Origin of the sequence: Nocardia amikacinitolerans, from assembly GCF_900215415.1 — a bacterium.
Lineage (GTDB): Bacteria > Actinomycetota > Actinomycetes > Mycobacteriales > Mycobacteriaceae > Nocardia > Nocardia amikacinitolerans.
Genome location: NZ_OBEG01000001.1, coordinates 247,327 through 266,340, shown reverse-complemented (window position 1 = coordinate 266,340; position 19,014 = coordinate 247,327). Strand labels below are relative to the sequence as shown.

General features: G+C 69.1%; 16 protein-coding genes. 8 read left to right on the top strand and 8 right to left on the bottom strand.

What is annotated here, in order from left to right:
- Nucleotides 1-95: 95 nt before the first annotated feature.
- The 6 genes from CRP45_RS01305 to CRP45_RS01280 all read right to left on the bottom strand — a co-directional run bounded on the left by CRP45_RS01305 (nucleotide 96) and on the right by CRP45_RS01280 (nucleotide 6,429).
- Entirely contained in the window at nucleotides 96-1,091 is a 996-nt protein-coding gene (locus CRP45_RS01305; protein WP_097243439.1) for a TAXI family TRAP transporter solute-binding subunit, read from the bottom strand.
- Nucleotides 1,088-3,124 (bottom strand): TRAP transporter permease, encoded by a 2,037-nt coding sequence (locus CRP45_RS01300; protein ID WP_097243438.1) that lies wholly within the window; start codon nucleotides 3,122-3,124, stop codon nucleotides 1,088-1,090. Before CRP45_RS01300 ends, CRP45_RS01305 begins: the two co-directional genes overlap by 4 nt.
- Nucleotides 3,125-3,193: 69 nt before the next feature.
- Nucleotides 3,194-3,556 (bottom strand): bleomycin resistance protein, encoded by a 363-nt coding sequence (locus CRP45_RS01295; protein WP_097243437.1) that lies wholly within the window; start codon nucleotides 3,554-3,556, stop codon nucleotides 3,194-3,196.
- A complete protein-coding gene (locus tag CRP45_RS01290; RefSeq protein ID WP_179830724.1) occupies nucleotides 3,553-4,503 on the bottom strand; it encodes an alpha/beta hydrolase in 951 nt (316 codons plus the stop codon). Before CRP45_RS01290 ends, CRP45_RS01295 begins: the two co-directional genes overlap by 4 nt.
- 10 nt (nucleotides 4,504-4,513) lie before the next feature.
- Nucleotides 4,514-5,290 carry a glucose 1-dehydrogenase gene (locus CRP45_RS01285; RefSeq protein WP_067778713.1) on the bottom strand — a complete coding sequence of 259 codons (777 nt, stop codon included), beginning with the start codon at nucleotides 5,288-5,290 and terminating at the stop codon, nucleotides 4,514-4,516.
- A 5-nt stretch (nucleotides 5,291-5,295) separates the two neighbouring features.
- Entirely contained in the window at nucleotides 5,296-6,429 is a 1,134-nt protein-coding gene (locus CRP45_RS01280) for an LLM class flavin-dependent oxidoreductase (protein WP_097243435.1), read from the bottom strand.
- Between the two features lie 152 nt (nucleotides 6,430-6,581).
- On the opposite strand from CRP45_RS01280, the gene CRP45_RS01275 reads away from it, so the two are divergent.
- The 6 genes from CRP45_RS01275 (at nucleotide 6,582) to CRP45_RS01250 (ending at nucleotide 12,359) form a co-directional block, all read left to right on the top strand.
- A complete protein-coding gene (locus tag CRP45_RS01275; protein WP_067778719.1) occupies nucleotides 6,582-7,331 on the top strand; it encodes a glucose 1-dehydrogenase in 750 nt (249 codons plus the stop codon).
- Nucleotides 7,332-7,347: 16 nt separating this feature from the next.
- A complete protein-coding gene (kstD, locus tag CRP45_RS01270; protein ID WP_097243434.1) occupies nucleotides 7,348-9,030 on the top strand; it encodes a 3-oxosteroid 1-dehydrogenase in 1,683 nt (560 codons plus the stop codon).
- An 11-nt stretch (nucleotides 9,031-9,041) separates the two neighbouring features.
- On the top strand, nucleotides 9,042-9,773 hold the full coding sequence (locus CRP45_RS01265) for a glucose 1-dehydrogenase (protein WP_097243433.1): 732 nt from the start codon (nucleotides 9,042-9,044) through the stop codon (nucleotides 9,771-9,773).
- A 16-nt stretch (nucleotides 9,774-9,789) separates the two neighbouring features.
- A complete protein-coding gene (locus CRP45_RS01260) occupies nucleotides 9,790-10,608 on the top strand; it encodes an SDR family NAD(P)-dependent oxidoreductase (RefSeq protein WP_067778727.1) in 819 nt (272 codons plus the stop codon).
- Between the two features lie 46 nt (nucleotides 10,609-10,654).
- Nucleotides 10,655-11,071 carry a hypothetical protein gene (locus tag CRP45_RS01255; RefSeq protein WP_143861296.1) on the top strand — a complete coding sequence of 139 codons (417 nt, stop codon included), beginning with the start codon at nucleotides 10,655-10,657 and terminating at the stop codon, nucleotides 11,069-11,071.
- 316 nt (nucleotides 11,072-11,387) lie between these two features.
- Complete coding sequence (locus tag CRP45_RS01250) at nucleotides 11,388-12,359, top strand: CSLREA domain-containing protein (protein ID WP_179830723.1); 972 nt, start codon at nucleotides 11,388-11,390, stop codon at nucleotides 12,357-12,359.
- On the opposite strand, the gene CRP45_RS01245 is transcribed toward CRP45_RS01250, so the two are convergent.
- Together CRP45_RS01245 and CRP45_RS01240 are read right to left on the bottom strand one after the other, a co-directional pair.
- Nucleotides 12,356-13,015 carry a TetR/AcrR family transcriptional regulator gene (locus CRP45_RS01245; RefSeq protein WP_169810798.1) on the bottom strand — a complete coding sequence of 220 codons (660 nt, stop codon included), beginning with the start codon at nucleotides 13,013-13,015 and terminating at the stop codon, nucleotides 12,356-12,358. The two genes, CRP45_RS01250 and CRP45_RS01245, sit on opposite strands and share 4 nt — an antisense overlap.
- Before the next feature lie 100 nt (nucleotides 13,016-13,115).
- On the bottom strand, nucleotides 13,116-14,084 hold the full coding sequence (locus CRP45_RS01240; RefSeq protein WP_097243430.1) for a helix-turn-helix transcriptional regulator: 969 nt from the start codon (nucleotides 14,082-14,084) through the stop codon (nucleotides 13,116-13,118).
- Nucleotides 14,085-14,147: 63 nt separating this feature from the next.
- On the opposite strand from CRP45_RS01240, the gene CRP45_RS01235 reads away from it, so the two are divergent.
- Nucleotides 14,148-16,427: an ATP-binding cassette domain-containing protein gene (locus tag CRP45_RS01235; RefSeq protein ID WP_245909809.1), complete on the top strand. Its 2,280-nt coding sequence runs from the start codon at nucleotides 14,148-14,150 to the stop codon at nucleotides 16,425-16,427.
- A gap of 337 nt (nucleotides 16,428-16,764) precedes the next feature.
- Nucleotides 16,765-19,014, top strand: a complete 2,250-nt coding sequence (locus CRP45_RS01230; RefSeq protein ID WP_097243429.1) for a pyruvate, phosphate dikinase — start codon at nucleotides 16,765-16,767, stop codon at nucleotides 19,012-19,014.

Below are 19,014 nucleotides of genomic sequence, written 5' to 3'. Positions count from 1 at the left end.
CGTTCGCCGCATTGCGGCATAGCAGTCGAATCAAGACTGCCGTTCCCGAGAGTGCCGACCGCCGACGAAAGCGCCAGCGGTCGGCGACCGGTCGATCAGTTCGTGAGGGCGTGCTCGGCGCCGCGATGCAGCGGCACGGGCGAGGTCGCGCGCGCGGTGTCGCGCGAGATGCCCTTTGCGGCCGAATTCGCCTGTTCCAGTTGCGGTTTGCGATCGAACAGCGTCTTGGTCAGCACACAGGCCAGGTCGGCGTCGAGATCGTCGCGCACCAGCAGGACGTTCGGCACGACGATGGTCGCCGCGTCGGCGGGCAGCCCGTAGGTCGCGGCCGGGATCGTGCCCGCCTCGTACACCGGGTTGACCTCGCGCAGGCGCGGGGCGAGATCGGCGATGTCGAGGAAGCGGACCTTGTCCCCCGCCGAGGTGAACAGATCGGTGATACCGGGTGTGGGCAGGCCGCCGGAGAAGAACATGGCGTCGATGGAGCCGTCCTTCATACCGTCGACGGTCTTGGTGAGATCCAGCCGCTGGGCGGAGATGTCGCGCTCGGGGTCGATTCCGGCGGCGGCGAGCACCCGCTGGGCGATGACCTCAGTGCCGGACTTGGGGGATCCGGTGGATACGCGCTTGCCGCGCAGGTCCGCGACCGAGGAGATGTTGGCCCCGTTGCGCACGACCACCTGCGTGTAGTTCGGGTAGAGCCGCGAAAGCGCCTGCACCGGTTGCTTTTTGCCGTCGAAGCCGCCGGTGCCGAGGACCGCGTCGGCGGCGGTGTCGGCGAGCGAGAACGCCACCTGGTAGGTGCCGGCCACCAGCTGCTGGATGTTCTGCACCGAGGCGCCGGTCTCGGCGGCGGTGGCCTTCACGGTGCCGTCGGTGGCCTGCGCGACCTGCTCGGCGTAGGCGTTGCCCAGCGCGAAGTAGACCCCGGTGGCGTTGCCTGTCGCGATGCCGACGCGTGAATCCTGTTTCACCTCGCAGGTCACCGCGCCGCCCGCATCGGTACGCGGTGCATCCTGGCGTCCACCGCAGCCCGCGAGCAGACCGGCCGTCACGGCGGTGACGGCGACAATCGTTGCGACTCTTCTCACTTCGTCCTCCTTCGAGAGAGCAACGTGTACCCGGCGGCGGCCGCGAGCGCGGCGAGCCCGACGATCAGTGCGACGGGTTCCAGGTACAGCAGCACCAATCCGCCCGCCCCGGCGAGCACCCGCGCTGCCGCAGGCGCCGGTCCGATGCCAAGCAGCCAGCCGCCGGTGGCAGAGGCCAGTGCGGCGACACCGACGCAGGCCACCACGCTGGTCCACAGCACACCGAGCACCGGCCCGGTGCCGAGCAAGTGTTCACCGGGTTCGGTCAGCACGAACACGATCGGCACCAGGAACGCGGGCAGCGCGTACTTCAGCGCCTGCCACATGGTCGGCACCGTGCGGCCACCGGTCACCGCGGACGCGCCGACGGCGGCCAGCGCGGTCGGCGGGGTGACCTCGGAGAGCACCGAGTAGTAGAAGACGAACATCGCCGCCGCGGGCGCGGGCACATCCAAGGCGAGCAGGGCGGGCCCGATGATGGCCCAGCCGATGATGAACGAGGCGGTGACCGGCACCGCGAGGCCGAGCAGCGCGAGGGCGACCGCGGCGAAGGCCACGGTGCAGGCGAGCACGACGGTCTGATTGTCCGACAGCGCCGAGGCCCACTGGACCAGCAGCGCGGCCAATTGCGCGCCGAGTCCGGTCTTGGTGGTCATCGCGGTGATCACGCCCGCCGCCGTACACACCGCGACCACCGGCAGCGCGGAACGGACGCCGCTGCTGAGCGCGTGGAACACCTCCCGTGGCGAACGAGCCCGGCTGCGGGTGCGCGAATCGAGGAACGCGAGGGCGAAGGCGAGAGCGGTGGCGTAGACGACGGCACGGGTCGCGCTCACATCGAGGAGCAACAGCACGACGATCGCGATCAGCGAGAGGAAGTGGTAGCCGAAGCGGGCAAGCAGCCGCCAGGCCGACGCGCCGCCGATCTCCACCGGCCTGGTGCCGAGCCTGCGGGCGTCGATCTCCACGGCGAGCAGGATGCCAAGGTAGTAGAGCACCGTCGGGATCAGCGCCCAGCCGAGCACCGTCACATAGGAGACCTCGAGGTACTCGGCGACGATGAACGCCGCGGCGCCCAGGGTCGGCGGCGAGAGGATCGCGCCGACACCGGCCGCGGCAAGCATGCCGCCCGCCTGCTCCGGCGGATATCCCGCGCGCTTGAGGATCGGCCAGGTCACCGCGCCGACGCTGACCGCGGTCGCGGTGCCGGAGCCGGATACCGTGCCGAGCAGGAAGCCGGAAGCCACGGCGGTGCGCCCGGCCGCGCCCCGCGAGCGACGGAACGCCGCCACTGACAGGTCGACGAAGAACTGTGCGGCGCCGGAGAATTCGAGCACCGCGCCGTACAGGGTGAACAGCACGATGTAGGTGGCCGCGACATCGAGCGGTGTGCCGTAGAAGCCACTGCCCGAGTTGTACAGCGCGTCCACGATCTGGCCGAAGTCCAGACCGGCGTGCGCGATGGTCCATTGCTGCGGCAGCAGCCCGCCGTAGTAGCCGTACGCGAGGAACGCCAGGCACACCACGGGCAGCACCCACCCGGTGGTCCGGCGGCAGGCCTCCAGCACCAGCACGAGCAGCACCGTGCCCATGGCGATGTCCACCGGATCGAGCAGGCCCTGGCGGTCCAGGAATTCGTTGTATCCCCCGCCGCCCGAACCGATTTCGAACGGCAGCACCGGGTAGAGGCAGACCACGAGCGCCAGCGCGGCCAGCGCCCAGTCCACTACGCCCGGCCCCGAGGACCGGTCGAGCAGCCGAAGTCCCGAGCGATACGCCAGGAAGATCAGCGGCAGCGTACCCGCGAGGAACACCACCAGGTAGTATTGACTGCCCTGCGACAGCGGCCGGAACACCTGCCACACCGCGAGTATCGCGATCGCGAAGGCCGCGACCGCGACCACCCGCTCGGGCCACCCGCTCAGCTCGCGAGCAGGTCGCTCGGCATCGTCCACCTCGAGCGTGTCGATGGCAGGCCGCTGCTCTGCATCAGGCAGCTCCTCGTCGAGCTGAGGGTCCCGCGTGTCGGACATCGTGCGAAGATACCAACGGCGCGCGCCCGATTCGCCGGGTTTCGCGACGGAGTTGCGCTGGCCGCGCGCTCAACCCGAAATCTTTGCGGAATCATGAGGTTCGTACAGCACGACCGACCACGGCGTGCCCGGTGTCGCTTCGAGCGCGGCGCGCCGTTCGTGCGGACCGGTGACCGGATCCGCGAGCGCGACGCCCGCCCCGCGCAGGGCGGCGACGGCCGCGTCGAGGTCGGCGACCTTGACCGACAGCGCCGCCGCGTCCCCTTCGCGATCCTTTCCGGCCACCATGACGCGGGCCGGACCGACGTCGAACTGCGCCCACCGGTCGCCGTCGACAAAGGTGGGCGGCCCGCCGAACAGCGCGCTCAGCAGCGCGACGGTGGCGGGCAGGTCGTCGGTCGGCAGGATCGTCCCGATCCGTTCGATGCTCATTCCTCGCTCCCGAAGGCACGGCGGACGGCCGAAAACGCCACGGCAGCGGCCCTTTCGGCATCCGGAAGGTGATCGGCCATACTCACGAAACCGTGGAACTCCCCGTCGTAGCGGATCATTTCGGTGGGGACGCCCGCCGCGCGCAACCGGGCGGCGTAGGCCTCCCCCTCGTCGCGCAGCGGATCGAACTCCGCGGTGAGGACGTGCGCCGGCGGCAGTCCGGACAGGTCGGCGGCGCGCGGCGGCGCGGCGTAGGGGTGGTCGCCGTCGCCGTCGGGGCCGAGGTACTGCTCCCAATACCACCGCAGGTGCGCGGCCGTGGTGAAGTAGCCCTCGGCGTTGTCCCGGTACGAGGCGGTGTCGCAGGACGGGTCCAGCATCGGATAGATCAGCAGCTGGTGCGCCAGCGCGGGACCACCGCGTTCCCTGGCCATCAGCGTCGTCACGGCGGCGAGGTTGCCGCCGGAACTGTCGCCCGCCACGGCGATTCGGGCGGGATCGCCGCCCAACTGCGCCGCATGGTCGGCGGCCCAGCGCACCACCGCGTAGGCGTCCTCGGCGGCCGCGGGAAACCGGTGTTCCGGGGCCTGGCGGTAGTCGACCGAGACCACGATCGCGCCGATGCCGTTGGTCATCGTCCGGCAGAACTGGTCGTGGCTGTCCACACTGCAAATCGTGAATCCGCCGCCGTGGCAGAACACCACCACGGGCAGGCCGGGCTCGGCGTCGGCGGGCCAGTAGATTCGCACCCGCACCTCGGGCGCTCCGTCCGGCCCCGGCACCGTCCGCTCCTCGACCCGGCCGACCGGGATCGGCTCGACGACCGCCGCGGGCCGCGCCGCCAGCAGGCGACGGGCCTCGGCGGCGTCGAGTACCTCGGTGCCGAGCTTCGGGAAGGCGGCCGAGGCCAGCTCCACGATGGCGCGGGCTTCGGGTTTCAACGGCACGATCGGCTCCTTACTCCACGCCAGGCAGCTGCGCGCCGGGTGGAATGAACTGCCCGGCGGACAAGCCGCCGTCGATGGCGAGTTCCGCGCCGGTGACGAACGCCGAGGCGTCCGAGGCGAGGAAGGCGACCAGATCGGCGACCTCACTCGGCAGCCCGACGCGACCGAGCGGCAGGGCCGGGAAACTGCCGGGGCCGGTGCTCAATCCGAGGTGGCCGATCATCGGCGTGTGAATCGGACCGGGATGCACCGAATTCACCCGAATGCCAACGGGACCGAGCTCGAGCGCCGCGGTCTTCGTCAGCCCGCGCAGTCCCCACTTCGACGCGCCGTAGGCGGCATGCCCCATGAGACCCTGGAGTCCGGCCTGCGAGGAGATGTTCACGATGGAACCGCCGCCCGCGGCCGCCAGCGGACCGGCGACGGCCTTGATACCGAGGAACGAGCCGACCAGGTTCACCCGCAGAATCCGTTCCAGCTCTTCGGCACTGGTGTCGGTGAGCGCCTTGGTCGTGTAGATCGCTGCGTTGTTGACCAGCACGTCGAGGCGACCGAACTCGCGCTCGGCGGTCTGCACCGCGGCCGCCCATTCGGCTTCGCTGCTCACGTCATGCGCGACGAAACGCGCTGCGTCACCGAGTGATTCGGCGACAGCTTTGCCTTCGTCGGCCAGCACGTCGGTGATCACCACGCGCGCACCGAGTTCGACGAACAGCCGCGCCTCGGCCTCGCCTTGGCCGCGAGCCGCGCCGGTGATGATCGCGACTTTCCCGTCGAGAGTGGTCATCTCGCTCACTCCTCGTTCTTGCGGAAGTGCGGGATCACGGTCTCGCCCCAGTGCCGGATGGTCTCCAGGCAGGCTTCCTGCGGCACGGTGCCCATCTGGATCAGGCACAGGATCTCGTCGGCGCCCGCCGCCTTCAGCCGTTCGACGTAGGCGATGGCGTCCTCCGGCGAGCCGTAGGCGTGCTCGGCGTTGAACACCGAGGTCGCGCCCGCCTTCACCGGGATCTTGGCCTCGTGCAGGTAGGCGACGTGGTCGTCGGCGGCCTGCTTGATGGCGGCCAGCTCGTCGGCGTTGGGGTCGACGGCCTCGTCCGGCACCGGGCCCGCGCCGTACCAGTGCTTGATCGACTGCGCGAAGAACCGCTGGCCGCGGGCGCCGATCTGCTGCGCCTTCTCGCGGTCCTCCAGCACGATGGTCGGGCACAGCGCCGCGAAGTGATCGTTGACGACGGTGGAGACGAACTTCTCTCCGGTGCGCTCGGCGATGGCCTGGTCGTAGGTGCGGCGCAGCTCGGCGATCTCCTCCACGCCCGCGAAACCGAGGACCAGCGCGCCGATGCCGTAGTCGGCGGCCAGCTTCAGGGTGTCCTTCTTGGTGCACGCCATGAACAGCGGCGGGTGCGGCAGCTGGATCGGGCGCGGCAGCATCGGGTGCGGGTCGATGTCGAGCAGCTCACCGTGCCACTCGAATTCGCCCTCCGGGTCCTGCCAGGCCTTGCCGATGATGCGCAGCGACTCCTCGACCTCCTGGTAGGTGCGGTCGGGATCGACCCCGCACATGGAGGTCTCCTGCGGGGTGGCGCCGCGGCCCGCGCCCAGGTTGACGCGGCCGTTGGAGAGCACGTCGAGCATGGCGGCGCGTTCGGCGGCGCGCACCGGGTGGTTGAAGTTGAACGGCATGCAGACCACGCCGTGACCGATACGGATACGCTCGGTGCGCGCGGCCACCCAGGTCAGGAAGATCTCCGGGGCGCTCATGTGCGCGTACCACTTCAACCCGTGATGTTCGACGGCCCAGACGGTGTCGAAGCCCATCTCCTCGGCCAGCACGGCCTGCTCCACGCAGTCGCGCAGCACCTGCCGTTCGTGCTCGGCCGACGGATCGGTCATCTGCGCCTCGAAGATCATCGAGAACTTCATGCATTGCCTCCACTTCTCAATATGCCTAGTAGAAATATTTCCGATGCTCTCGTGGAGGTCAGGAGGATGTCTCGCTGGATGAGACTGCGCACCCCAGCGCCCATGCCCGGGTCCTAGCGTTCGAGGCGAAGCAGCTGAGAGGAAGGAACGCAGTGGGTCGACTCGAAGACAAGGTCGCGCTGATCACCGGTGGTGCGCGTGGGATGGGCGCCGAACACGTGCGCCGCTTCGTCGCCGAAGGCGCGCGGGTGGTGTTCGGCGATGTGCTCGACGAGCAGGGCGCGCAACTCGCGGCCGAGCTCGGCGCGGCCGCCCACTACGTGCACCACGACGTGACCAGCGAATCGGACTGGGCCGCGGCGGTGGAGACCGCGCGCGAGAAGTTCGGCAAGCTCGACGTGCTGGTCAACAACGCGGGCATCCTGCGCTTCCAGAGCATCGCGGACATGAGCCTCGCCGACTTCAGCACCATCATGAACGTCAACGTGACCGGTTCCTGGCTGGGCATCAAGACCGCGGCGCCCGCGCTCACCGAGGCGGGCGGCGGGTCCATCGTCAACATCTCCTCGGTCGAGGGATTCATCGGCGCCGCGGGCCTCTCCGCCTACAGCGCAAGCAAATTCGCGCTGCGCGGCATCACCAAGTCGGCCTCGCGCGAGCTGGGCAAGGCGGGCATCCGGGTGAACTCCGTGCACCCGGGCGGCATCGCCACGCCGATGACCGCCAACGCCTCCTCCGGCGTGGACGGCGACAAGTTCTTCGCCGGGCTGCCGATCCCGCGCTGGGGCCGTCCCGAGGAGGTCACCGAGGCGGTGGTCTTCCTGGCCTCCGACGCCGCGGGCTACTGCACCGGCACCGAGGTGGTCGTCGACGGCGGCATGCTCACCGGCGCCGGCTACTGAATCGGAGAGGCAGACGATGTCTGAGCAGAAGTCCACGCAGGCCGTCTACGACGTGGTGGTCGTCGGTTCCGGCGCGGCGGGCATGACCGCGGCGCTGACCGCCGCCTACCGCGGCCTGTCGGTGGTGCTGATCGAGAAGAGCCGCACCTTCGGCGGGTCCACCGCGCGCTCCGGCGGCGGCGTGTGGATCCCGAACAATCCCGTGCTGGTGCGCGAAGGCGTGCCGGACAGCCCCGATCTGGCCCGCGTCTACCTGAAATCCGTGGTGGGCGACCGGGTTCCGCAGGCCAAGCAGGACGCGTTCCTTGACAACGGCCCGCGCATGATGACCTACCTGTGCTCGCGCACCCCGCATCTCGAATTCGTCTACGACCGAGGGTATTCCGACTACCACCCGGAACTGCCCGGCGGTCTGGCCCAGGGTCGCAGCATCGAGCCCGCCATCGTCGACGGCCGCCTGCTCGGCGACGACCTGGCGCTGATCAACCAGCCGACGATGTCCGGCCCGAAGGGAATCGCCTTCACCGTCAGCGACTTCCACGATCTGAACATGATCGCGCGCACCTGGAAGGGCAAGCGCACGGCGATGAAGGTCGGCGCCAAGGCGGTCATGAACAAGCTGCGCGGGCGGCTGCCGCTCAGCCTCGGCAAGGCGCTCGTCGCCCGGCTGTGGTTGGCGCTGCGCGACGCGGGCGTGCCGGTGTGGCTGAACACGCCGCTCACCGAACTCATCACCGAGGACGGCGCGGTGGTCGGCGTGCGCGCCGAGCGCGACGGCGTGCCGATCGTGCTGCGGGCGCGCCGCGGCGTCGTGCTGGCCGCTGGCGGATTCGAGCACAACCTGGAGATGCGCGAGCAGTACTTCGCCGCGCCGGTGAGCACCGACTGGACCGTCGGCGCCACCGAGAACGTCGGCGACGGCATCCGCGCGGGTGAAAATGTCGGCGCCGCACTCGATCTCATGGACGACGCGTGGTGGGGTCCGTCGGTGCGCAACCCGGACGGGCCGCCGTTCTTCTGCCTAGCCGAACGCTCGCAGCCCGGCGCCATCATGGTCAACGACGCGGGACAGCGGTTCACCAACGAATCGGCCAGCTACGTCGACGTAGTGCACACCATGTACGAGCGCCACGCCTCCGGCGTCGGCCACGTGCCCGCGCACTTCATCATGGACCAGCGCTTCCGCGACCGATACCTGTTCCTCGGCACCTTCCCGAAGCAGGCCATTCCGCAGAAGTACTTCGACGCGGGCATCATCAAGAAGGCCGACACCCTGGAAGAACTCGCGGACAAGATCGGCGTTCCAGCCGAAGCGCTGACCTCGACGGTCCAGCGGTTCAACGGCTTCGCGCTTGCCGGTCGCGACGAGGACTTCCACCGTGGCGAATCCGCCTACGACCGCTACTACGGCGACCCGACGGTCAAGCCGAACCCGTGCCTAGCACCGATCGAGAAGCCGCCGTTCTACGCGGTGGAAATGGTGCCCGGCGATCTGGGCACCAAGGGCGGTCTGCTGACCGACGAGCACTCCCGGGTGCTGCGCGCCGACGGCGCGCCGATCGCGGGACTGTACGCGGCGGGCAACAATTCGGCCGCCGTGATGGGCAACAGCTACGCGGGTGCCGGCGCGACCATCGGTCCGGCCATGGTCTTCGGCTACATCGCCGCCAACCACCTCGCCGATCTCGATCGAGCGTGAAAGGACAGAACATGGACAGGGTCAGCGGTAAGACGGTCATCGTCACCGGCGGCGCGCGGGGCATGGGCGCTGCGTTCGCGCGCAAGCTCGCGGATCATGGCGCGTCGGTGGTCATCACCGACGTGCTCGCCGAGGAGGGCAAGGCGGTCGCCGCCGAAATCGGTGAGCGCGCACTGTTCCTTCCGCACGATGTGACCGACGAAAGCGCTTGGCAGTCGGTGATTTCCGTGGCCGAGCAAGCCTTCGGTCCGGTCGCCGGGCTGGTCAACAACGCCGGCATCGTGCACGTCGATCCGATCGAGAAACTCGCCGAAGCGGACTACCGCAAGGTGATCGACGTCAATCAGGTCGGTGTGTTCCTCGGCATGAAAGCCGTTGTGCCGTCGATGCGCCGGGCGGGCGGCGGCTCGATCGTGAACATCTCCTCGATCGGCGGCATCATCGCCTTCTCCAACATCCTCGGCTACGTCGCGTCCAAGTGGGCGGTGCGCGGCATGAGCAAGGCCGCGGCCCAGGAGTTCGGTGTGGACGGAATCCGGGTCAACTCGGTGCATCCCGGCGTCGTCGCCACCGAGATGACCGCCACCTCGGACCGTTCCAACTCGATGGTGCACGACCAGCCGCTGCCCCGCGCCGCCACCCCCGAGGAGCTGGCCGACGTGGTGCTGTTCCTGATCTCCGACGAGTCGGCCTATTGCACCGGCGCGGAATTCGTCGCCGACGGCGGCTTCACCACCAAATGACACGAGGACAACTGCTGTGAAGAACTTCCAGGACAAGGTCGCCGTCATCACCGGCGCCGGGGCGGGGATCGGGCGTGCGCTCGCGCTCGAATTGGCGCGCAACGGCGCGCGTCTCGCGCTCTCCGGGCGCGACCTGACCAATGTCAGCGAGACCGCCGCGCTGTGCGAGCGGGAGGGCGCGAAGGCGCGCGCCTACAAGCTCGACGTCACCGACCGTGCCGCGTTCTACGCGCACGCCGAGGAGGTGCGCGCCGACTTCGGTCCGGCCAACCTGCTGGTCAACAACGCGGGCGTCTCGCTGACGGCCACCGTCGAGGAACTCACCTGGGAGGACTTCGAGTGGATCGTGAACATCAATTTCTGGGGCGTCATGTACGGAACCAAGGCGTTCCTTCCGCAGGTGATCGCCTCCGGTGACGGGCACATCGCCAACGTCTCCAGCATGTTCGGCCTGGCCGCGTGCCCGAGCCAAGGTGCTTACAACGCAACGAAATTCGGTATCCGCGGTTTCACCGACGCGCTGCGCCAAGAGATGAAGATCGCCGGTCATCCGGTCGGCGTGAGCAGCGTGCACCCGGGCATGGTGAAGACCGAGATCGCCTGGAAGGCACGGGCGGGCGGCGATCGCGACCGCGACGCGCTCGCCGCCAATTTCGATCGGCTGGCCAAGACCACGCCCGAGGCCGCGGCGAAGATCATCCTGCGCGGCATCCAGAAGGACAAGGCCAAGATCCTCGTCGGCGCCGACGCCCGCGTCATCGACCTGCTGCCCCGGCTTTTCGGCTCGGGCTACCAACGCATCATCACGGCCCAGATGAAGAACGAGGTCAACTGAGCAAACAAGGCGTTACGGGCCTGGCAACCGGTGGCAAGCTGGAACTGTGCGTGCTCGGGATGTCCGAATCGGGGAACTCTACGTAGTCGAGGTGCCCCATCGGTTGCCCGCGCGCGCCGCGCGGTTGCGCGCCGGTGAGTGGGAACTGTGGCGGCTGCGCGGTTGTCGCTTCCGTGCGGTCGTCACCGCCCTCGACACCACCGCGCGCCCGGCCACCGTCGAAGCGCTGCGGGTGACACGGCACAGTGTCACCCGCGTCGACCTGACCGCCGAGCAAGCCGCCTGCCTCGGCCTCCCCGACGGCCGATACCACTTGCTCGGCATGATCTTCGACAACGACGGCCACCCCATCGAACTCCCCGACCTCGAACCCCTCCGCGCCTCCGTCCGCTGGCTCTACCCCCTCGCCGAACACCGCCCACCCGGCACCCACCGCGACATCGACTTCCACCCCGCCCTCTGAACACGGCGCTGTGTCACAGGGAACGGTCGACTTCGGCTGATTGTCGGGCTGGTCGAGGCGAATCGATAACTGCGAAACGGATTTTCGGAAACTCCGCCGAGGCGCACCGCTCTACGCCATAGTGGTAGACGCTTGCGTACCCCACTAATACGCGGGCGTACTTTACTCCATGTTCGAGAATTGGATCAGTAACCGCATGCGGACGAGCACATCTTTCTCGGCGGCCCGCGCCGTCGCCGTCACAGCCTTGATCATTGGATCCGCGGCCGGATTTCCCGGGGCGGCCTACGCCGACAACCCACCCGGTTCCCCGACGGTGATCACCGTCGACACCACGGCGGACGGCGCCGCGGCCGATCCGCAAAGCGGGCTGTGCCGTACCGCCGCAGGCAACTGCACACTACGCGCGGCAATTCAGACGGCCAATGCCCGGCCGGGGAGCACGATCGTGGTTCCCGAGGGAAGCTACATCTTGACGATCCCTCCCGACCCACAGAAAGTGCAGGGCCGCAACCCGGATCCGACAACGGGAGATCTGAACATCACCGCGCCGACAACCCTGCGTGGCGCGGGACGCGATCGGACCGTGCTGGATGCCAACGGAATCGACAGGGTGCTCAGCATCTCCGCGCCCGTGACTTTGACGGGATCGACCGTGACCGGCGGAGTCACCGCGCAGCACGAGATCCCCTACTACGACACCGGCGGCGGCGGAATCTCCAATTCGTCGAACCTCGTACTCGATGATGTCGCGGTACGGGGTAACAGCGCCGGGTACGGCGGCGGGATCTTCAACGTGCCAGGGTCGGACCTACAGACGAGAAACACGATCATCACCGGCAACACCTCCGGTGAGGCCGGCGGCGTGCGATGCGACAACACCTGCACCTTCACCGACTCGACGATCTCCGACAACCGCGTCGTCAATCCCGAAGTGTGGTACCGCCCAGGCGGATTCGCCGGGCGCGGCGGCGGCGTCGACATCCGGGGCCGGGGCGTGGTGACTTTCGATCGTTCGACCGTCACCGGAAACAGTGCCTCGGACGCGGGCGGCGGCATCAACGTGGCGCCCGCCTATCTCGACACCCTTCCACGCCTGTTGACGGATGTGATCGATGTTCCAGTGGGCACCGTAGTACTGCGGAACTCCACCATCAGGGGAAACACCTCCGGCACCGTTCGGGACAACTGCGCGAAGGTATTCGCGAGGATTGTCTCCGAAGGCGGCAACACCAGCGACGATACTTCCTGCGACCTCACCGGGCCTGGCGACAAAGTCGTGCCCTAGTCGGTAGGGGCTCCGAGCCCGAGCAGCGTGCGGTGGATGTACAGCACGATGTCCTCGAGCTCGAGCAAGTCACCTCCGGCGCGCAGGGTCCTGCGGACGGCCTCGTTGGTCGCATCGGTCACCGCCAGATACGCGTCATCGGGTACCGGTGGATCGACGGGGCCCGCCCCCGCACGCCACGATCGGATGAACCCGGCGAACCAGTGTTGGCATCGTTCGAACGACTCGATCGCGCGCGCCCCGGCCGGAGCGGTCTCCAGATAGAACGAGCGGGCGAACGACGGTTCGTCACGCAGCAGGGTGAGATATTCGTGAATTCCGAGCCGCAGCGCCTCGAGCGGCTCCACCGGTTCGGCGAATACCTCCCTCATCACGCGCTCGAGGTGGTCGATCATCAGGTCCCGGCCCGTCTCGGCCGCGGCGAGAAAGCACGCTTCCTTGTCCGGGAAGTGCTGGTAGAACGTCCGGCGCGAAACCTTCGCCGCCGCAGCGATATCCGCGATCGTCGCGGTGAGATAGCCGCGATCCGCGACGACTACCGTCACCGCGTACAAGAGCCGCTGCCGCTGCGACCCGGTCACCAGCTCACGAGCGAGGCCATGCGGCCCGTGCGGCAACTCCGTCAGGGTCGGCTCCAGCAACTTCCTACGTCCCACCCGCACCTTCATATCAGGCGCCCCCCGTGCCCGAAGAGCCGGTTGGACGGATCGAAAGGAAACCCTGATTCACCCGAACCGAATGCTCTGCCGCTAGTAATCAAGGCGAATCGCCCGCCGCGCGGAGGAGTTTGGTGGCGAGGGCGCGGAGGTGGGTGGACATTTCCGGGGGACTGCGGACTTCGAAGGGGAGGTCGAGGTGGGCTATGCGCAGGGCGGTCCATTCGAGGGAGTCGGCGGTGGTGCGGAGCAAGCAGGTGTGGTCGTCGAGGGGTTCTATTTCGGTGGTGCGCACGCGGAAGCGGTCGGCGAGTTCGGCGGCGGGGGCGTGGACGAGGAGTTCGACGTGCTGGACCGGGCGGGCCGAGGCGAGCGAGCGGGTGACGAAGGCGGCGGGGTCGGCGTCGGGGAGCTCGCGCGGCGGGAAACGCACCCCGATGGGCAGCGTGGACGCGATGCGGTCCACGCGGAATGTGCGCCAGTCGGCACGGTCGACGTCCCAGGCGACGAGATACCAGCGGCGCCCGGCCGACACCAGGCTGTGCGGCTCGGCCAACCTGCGCGACTCGGCGTCGTCTTTGTCGCGGTAGGAGAAGCGCATTCGCTCGTGGTCGCGGGCGCAGGCGGCCAGCGCTACCAAGATCTCGGGATCCACCAGCGGACCCGCGGGCGGTCCGGCCAGGTCGACGGTGCTGGTCTGCACCGCGTCCACCCGCCTGCGCAACCGATCCGGTAGCACCTGCTGAAGCTTCACCAAGGCCCGCGCGGCCGATTCCTCGCTGCCCGCGACGCCGCCGAGTGCGGCGTTGCGCAAGCCGAGCGTGATCGCCACCGCCTCCTCGTCGTCGAGCAGCAGGGGCGGCAGCGCGGCTCCCGATTCCAGCCGGTAGCCGCCGACCGCGCCGAGCCCCGAGCGGACGGGATAGTCCAGCTCGCGCAGCCGCTCGATATCGCGGCGGACCGTGCGCACGGTGACGCCGAGGCGCCGCGCCAGTTCGGGCCCGCTCCACTCCCGCCGCGTCTGCAACAGCGCGAGAAGTTGGAGGAGCCTGGCGGCGGTATCGGTCACAGGGCCCAGTATGCCCCGCAATGAGGACCGATTCCGACCTCGTTACTGCCTACCGTGGCGCTGGTGAACGCAGAGACCATAGAGATCGTCGGAGCACGGGTGCACAATCTGCGCGACGTGACCCTCCGAATTCCCAAGGGCAAGATCGTCGTCTTCACGGGGGTGTCCGGTTCCGGGAAGTCGTCGGTGGTGTTCGGCACCGTCGCGGTGGAGTCGCAACGCCAGCTCAACGAGACCTTCACCTGGTTCATCCGCAACCGGCTGCCCAAGTACGAGCGCCCGGATGCCGACGTCATCGACAACCTGGCGCCCGCGGTGGTGGTGGACCAGAAACCGATCGGCGGCAACTCCCGCTCCACCGTCGGCACCATGACCGATATCCAGTCCATCATTCGCGTCCTGTTCTCCCGCCACGGCGTGCCGAGCGCCGGAGAGGCGACCCGGTATTCGTTCAACGACCCGCTCGGCATGTGCCAGGAATGCGGCGGCCTCGGCCACGTGGTGCGCGCGGATCTGGACAAGCTGCTCGACACCGGAAAGTCGCTGAACGAAGGCGCGATCCGCTTCTCCCCCTTCGCTGTCGGCACCTTCCAGTGGCAGATCTACGCCGAGTCGGGCCTTTTCGACGCGGACAAGCCGCTGCGCGACTTCACCGGCGAGGAGTGGCAATTGTTCCTGCACGGCAACGGTTTCCGGGTGCCGCGACTCAACAAGACCGGCTCCATGGGCCACAACGCCTACGAGGGCTTGCTGGAACGCTTCGACCGGCTCTACATCAAACGGGATCTGAGCGCGCTCTCGGAGAAGAACCGGGCGGCGGCGATGGCGGTGGTCAGCGAACAGATCTGCCCGTCCTGCGACGGTGCGCGACTGAACGCGGCCGCGCTGGCGAGCCGGATCGACGGACTCGGCATCGCCGACTACGGCCGGATGGAGGTGTCGGATCTGATCGAGACCCTCACCGCGATCGACGATCCGGTGGCCGCGCCCATCGCGGGCGCCGCGATCGCCAGGCTGCGCCGCGTCGAGGACGTCGGCCTCGGATACCTGTCCCTCGACCGCGAGACGTCCACGCTCTCCGGCGGCGAGGCGCAGCGGCTCAAGGTCGTCCGCCACCTCGGGTCAAGCCTCACCGGCATGACCTACATCTTCGACGAACCCAGCGTCGGCATGCACCCGCGCGACGTGCACCGGTTGAACGATCTGCTGATCCAGTTGCGGGACAAGGGCAATTCGGTGCTGGTGGTGGAGCACTCCCCCGACGTCATCGCGGTCGCCGATCATGTGGTGGACATGGGTCCCGGCGCGGGCGCCGACGGTGGCACGGTAGTGTTCCAGGGCAGCGTCGAGAAGCTGCGCGCCTCCGGCACGCTCACCGGGGAACGGCTGCGCGAGACCCGACCGGTCAACGAGAGCCCGCGCACGCCGACGGGCTGGCTCACGGTGACGGGAGCCGATCGGTACAACCTGAAGAACGTGACCGCGCGCTTTCCTGTCGGCGTGCTCACCGCCGTGACCGGGGTGGCCGGGTCGGGCAAGAGCACGCTGGTGTCCGGCGCGTTCCTCGCCGCGCATCCGGACGCGGTGGCGGTCGACCAGTCGGCCATCGGCGGTTCGCGGCGGTCGAGTCCGGCGACGTATCTCGGCATCATGGATCAGCTGCGTCAGCTGTTCGCCAAGGCGCACGGCGTCAAACCCGGACTGTTCAGCTTCAACTCCGCTGGCGCGTGCTCCGAATGCGGCGGGGCCGGAATCATTTTCACCGACCTCGCCTATATGGATCCGGTGACCACGGTGTGCCAGACCTGTCACGGCCGCCGGTACCGGCCCGGGGTGCTCGGCTACACGGTGCGCGGCGCGTCGATCGCCGATGTGCTCGACATGACGGCGTCCGAGGCGCTGGAGTTCTGGCACGAGCACGACGACGCGCGCATCCTGACGCCGCTGCGGGCGCTGGCGGACGTCGGCCTCGGCTACCTCACCCTCGGCCGCACGCTGAGCTCGCTCTCCGGCGGGGAACGCCAGCGCATCAAGCTGGCCGATCACCTGCACCGCCGCGGCGGGGTGTACGTGTTGGACGAGCCGACCACCGGGCTGCACATGGCCGACGTGGACACGCTCATGACGCTGCTGGACCGCCTGGTGGACGGGGGCAACACGGTGATCGTCATCGAGCACGACCTGGAGGTGGTCAAGCGGGCCGATTGGATCGTCGACCTGGGGCCCGACGGCGGCAAGCACGGCGGCGAGATCGTCTTCGCCGGGACGCCGACGGACCTACTCGCGGACCGGCGCTCGATCACCGCCGACTATCTGCGCCGGAGCCTGAGGGACGCGAACTGAGCCCGTCTCGAATTCCCCTCGGATGCACCCGTGGCTCAGATCCTCGCCTGGCGAGGCGGAGGCCGATACCGAGTGGTGTCGTCAATCACGAGCGTAGCGGCCATCGGGGCCCGGTGCTCCTGACCGAACTCGAGACAGCACCTGACTCCGGCACGTCCTGCTGACCGGGACGACGGGTACGCACGTACCGACGCACGCGGGCAGGCTGAAAGTCGCGCCGATGCCGTGCCGTTCGCCGGGCACCCCGGAGTGCCGTTCCGCTGGCACGCCGATCATCGGCCCCGCGTCCCCGCCGACCGCGGTGGTGAGTCGAGAACGTGAACCCAGAAGGAGTGACATGACGATCGGAGTGGAGCCCGTGGAGCGACCCGAACGCGCCGCCCCGGAGAGCACCGCACCGTCCGTTGCCGAACTCGACGGCACCTGCGGCCTGGGCCGCGACCGCATCGGCGGCAAAGCGTGGAGCGTCGACCACATGCGGGCGCTCGGCCTTCCGGTGCCGCCCGCGTTCGCCGTCACCACCGAGGGCTGGGCCGACTTCCGCGAGCGCGGCGCGCTGAGCGAGGAGATCTGGCTCCAGGTGCGGGCGGGCGTCGCGGCGCTGGAGCGCGGCACCGGCCGTCGCTTCGGCGACACCGAGCGGCCGCTGCTGGTGTCGGTGCGCTCCGGCGCGGCCGTGAGCATGCCCGGCATGATGGACACGGTCCTCAACCTCGGCATCAACGACGAGGTCGAGCGCGCGCTCGCCGCCGAGACGCGCAACCCGGGTTACGCAGCGGACACCCACGGCCGGTTCCGCTCGCAGTACCGGGAGATCGTGCTCGGCGATCCGCTGGGCGCGGTCCCGCAGGATCCGTGGGAACAGCTGCGTGGCGCCATCGCGGCGGTCTTCCGATCCTGGGATTCCGCGCGCGCCAAGACCTATCGACGCAGCCGCGGCGTCTCCGACGACCTCGGCACCGCGGTCACGGTGCAGGCCATGGTATTCGGCAACCTCGACGCGCTCTCCGGCACCGGCGTGCTGTTCTCCCGCAATCCGAACACCGGCGAGCGCAGCGTGTTCGGCGAATGGCTGGTCGGCGGCCAGGGCGAGGACGTCGTCTCCGGCCGCACCACCCCGCGTCCGCTCGACGAGCTCGCGGTCACCATGCCCGACGTGCACAGGCAGCTGCTCGCCGCCGCCGACCTGCTGGAACGGGACGGCCGCGATATCCAGGACATCGAGTTCACCGTGGAGTCCGGCAGGCTGTGGCTGTTGCAGTCGCGGCCCGCGAAGCGGTCGGCCCGCGCGGCCGTCCGCGCCGCGGTCGCCATGGCGGGCGAGGGACTCATCGATCCGGCGACGGCGCTGTCCCGCGTCGACGCCGAGCAGGTCCGCACGGTGCTGCGCCCCGCCTCGGGCATCGAGACCGATCAGCCGCCGCTGGCCCGCGGCGAGTCGGCCTGCCCCGGACTGGCCTCCGGCATCGTCGTCACCGATCCCGACGAGGCCGAAACCCGCGCCGCCGCAGGCGAAGACGTCGTCCTGGCGCGACCTACCACCAGCCCCGACGACCTGCACGGCATGATCGCGGCGCGGGCCATCGTCACCGAACTCGGCGGCGCCACTTCGCATGCCGCGCTGGTGAGCCGGGAACTGGGCAGGCCGTGCGTGGTCGGCTGCGGACCGGGCGTGGTAGCGGCGCTGGCCGGACGGGTGATCACCGTGGACGGCGGCGCGGGCGCGGTGTGGCTCGGCGAGGTCACCGGAAAAGCGGTAGAGGACAGTGTGATCGAGGACGTGGCTCAGCTCGCCCGCTGGGCTGCGGTCCATCCGGGCGAACTGGTCGGACTGCTCGCCGCACGAGACGGCGAAAACGCCTTCTCGGCAACCGGTTCGACCGAAAATGGACACATGACAGCAGGGACTTCGCCTGCGTCCGACGAGGTTCTGTCGCACACCACCCCGCGCGGCAGCCGGACGCAGCAGCACACCACCCCCGACCTCGACCTCCTTCGCCTGATCGGCATCAAGGGCCGGGTCGCGCCCGACGCCGTCGCGGACAGCCTGGCGGGCGACGCCACCGAAACCGGTGCGCGCTGCGCGGATCTCGTCGCCCGCGGACTGTGCGCGAGCACTCCGGTCGGCGTGCGTCTCACGCCGGAAGGTCGTGCCGAACTCACCCGCCTGCTCGACGCCGAGCGAGAGACGGTGGACCCCACCGTGATCGCGACCGCTTACGACGAATTCTGCGCGTTCAACGCCGAACTCAAGGAGATCATCACCGCCTGGCAGATGAAGGACACCGCGACCGTCAACGACCACACCGACGCCGTCTACGACGCCGCGGTGCTGGATCGGCTGCGCACCGTGCACGGCCGCGTCTTGCCGCTGGTGCGCCGGATCGGCGAGATCGCGCCCCGGTTGTCCCGTTACGCGGACCGGCTGGATCGCGCGGTCGAACGGATCGACGGCGGCGACCACACCTGGGTGGCGCGCCCGATCATGGACAGCTACCACACCGTGTGGTTCGAATTGCACGAAGACCTCATCGGTCTGTGCGGGCTCAGCCGCGCCGACGAGGCCGCGGCGGGCCGGGCCCACTGA

Coding starts and splice junctions, on each gene's coding strand:
- CRP45_RS01280 (WP_097243435.1), bottom strand. CDS start 6,429: ATGAAGTTCTCGATGATCTTCGAGGCGCAGATGACCGATCCGTCGGCC.
- CRP45_RS01295 (WP_097243437.1), bottom strand. CDS start 3,556: ATGAGCATCGAACGGATCGGGACGATCCTGCCGACCGACGACCTGCCC.
- CRP45_RS01300 (WP_097243438.1), bottom strand. CDS start 3,124: ATGTCCGACACGCGGGACCCTCAGCTCGACGAGGAGCTGCCTGATGCA.
- CRP45_RS01265 (WP_097243433.1), top strand. CDS start 9,042: ATGGACAGGGTCAGCGGTAAGACGGTCATCGTCACCGGCGGCGCGCGG.
- CRP45_RS01230 (WP_097243429.1), top strand. CDS start 16,765: ATGACGATCGGAGTGGAGCCCGTGGAGCGACCCGAACGCGCCGCCCCG.
- CRP45_RS01285 (WP_067778713.1), bottom strand. CDS start 5,290: ATGACCACTCTCGACGGGAAAGTCGCGATCATCACCGGCGCGGCTCGC.
- kstD (WP_097243434.1), top strand. CDS start 7,348: ATGTCTGAGCAGAAGTCCACGCAGGCCGTCTACGACGTGGTGGTCGTC.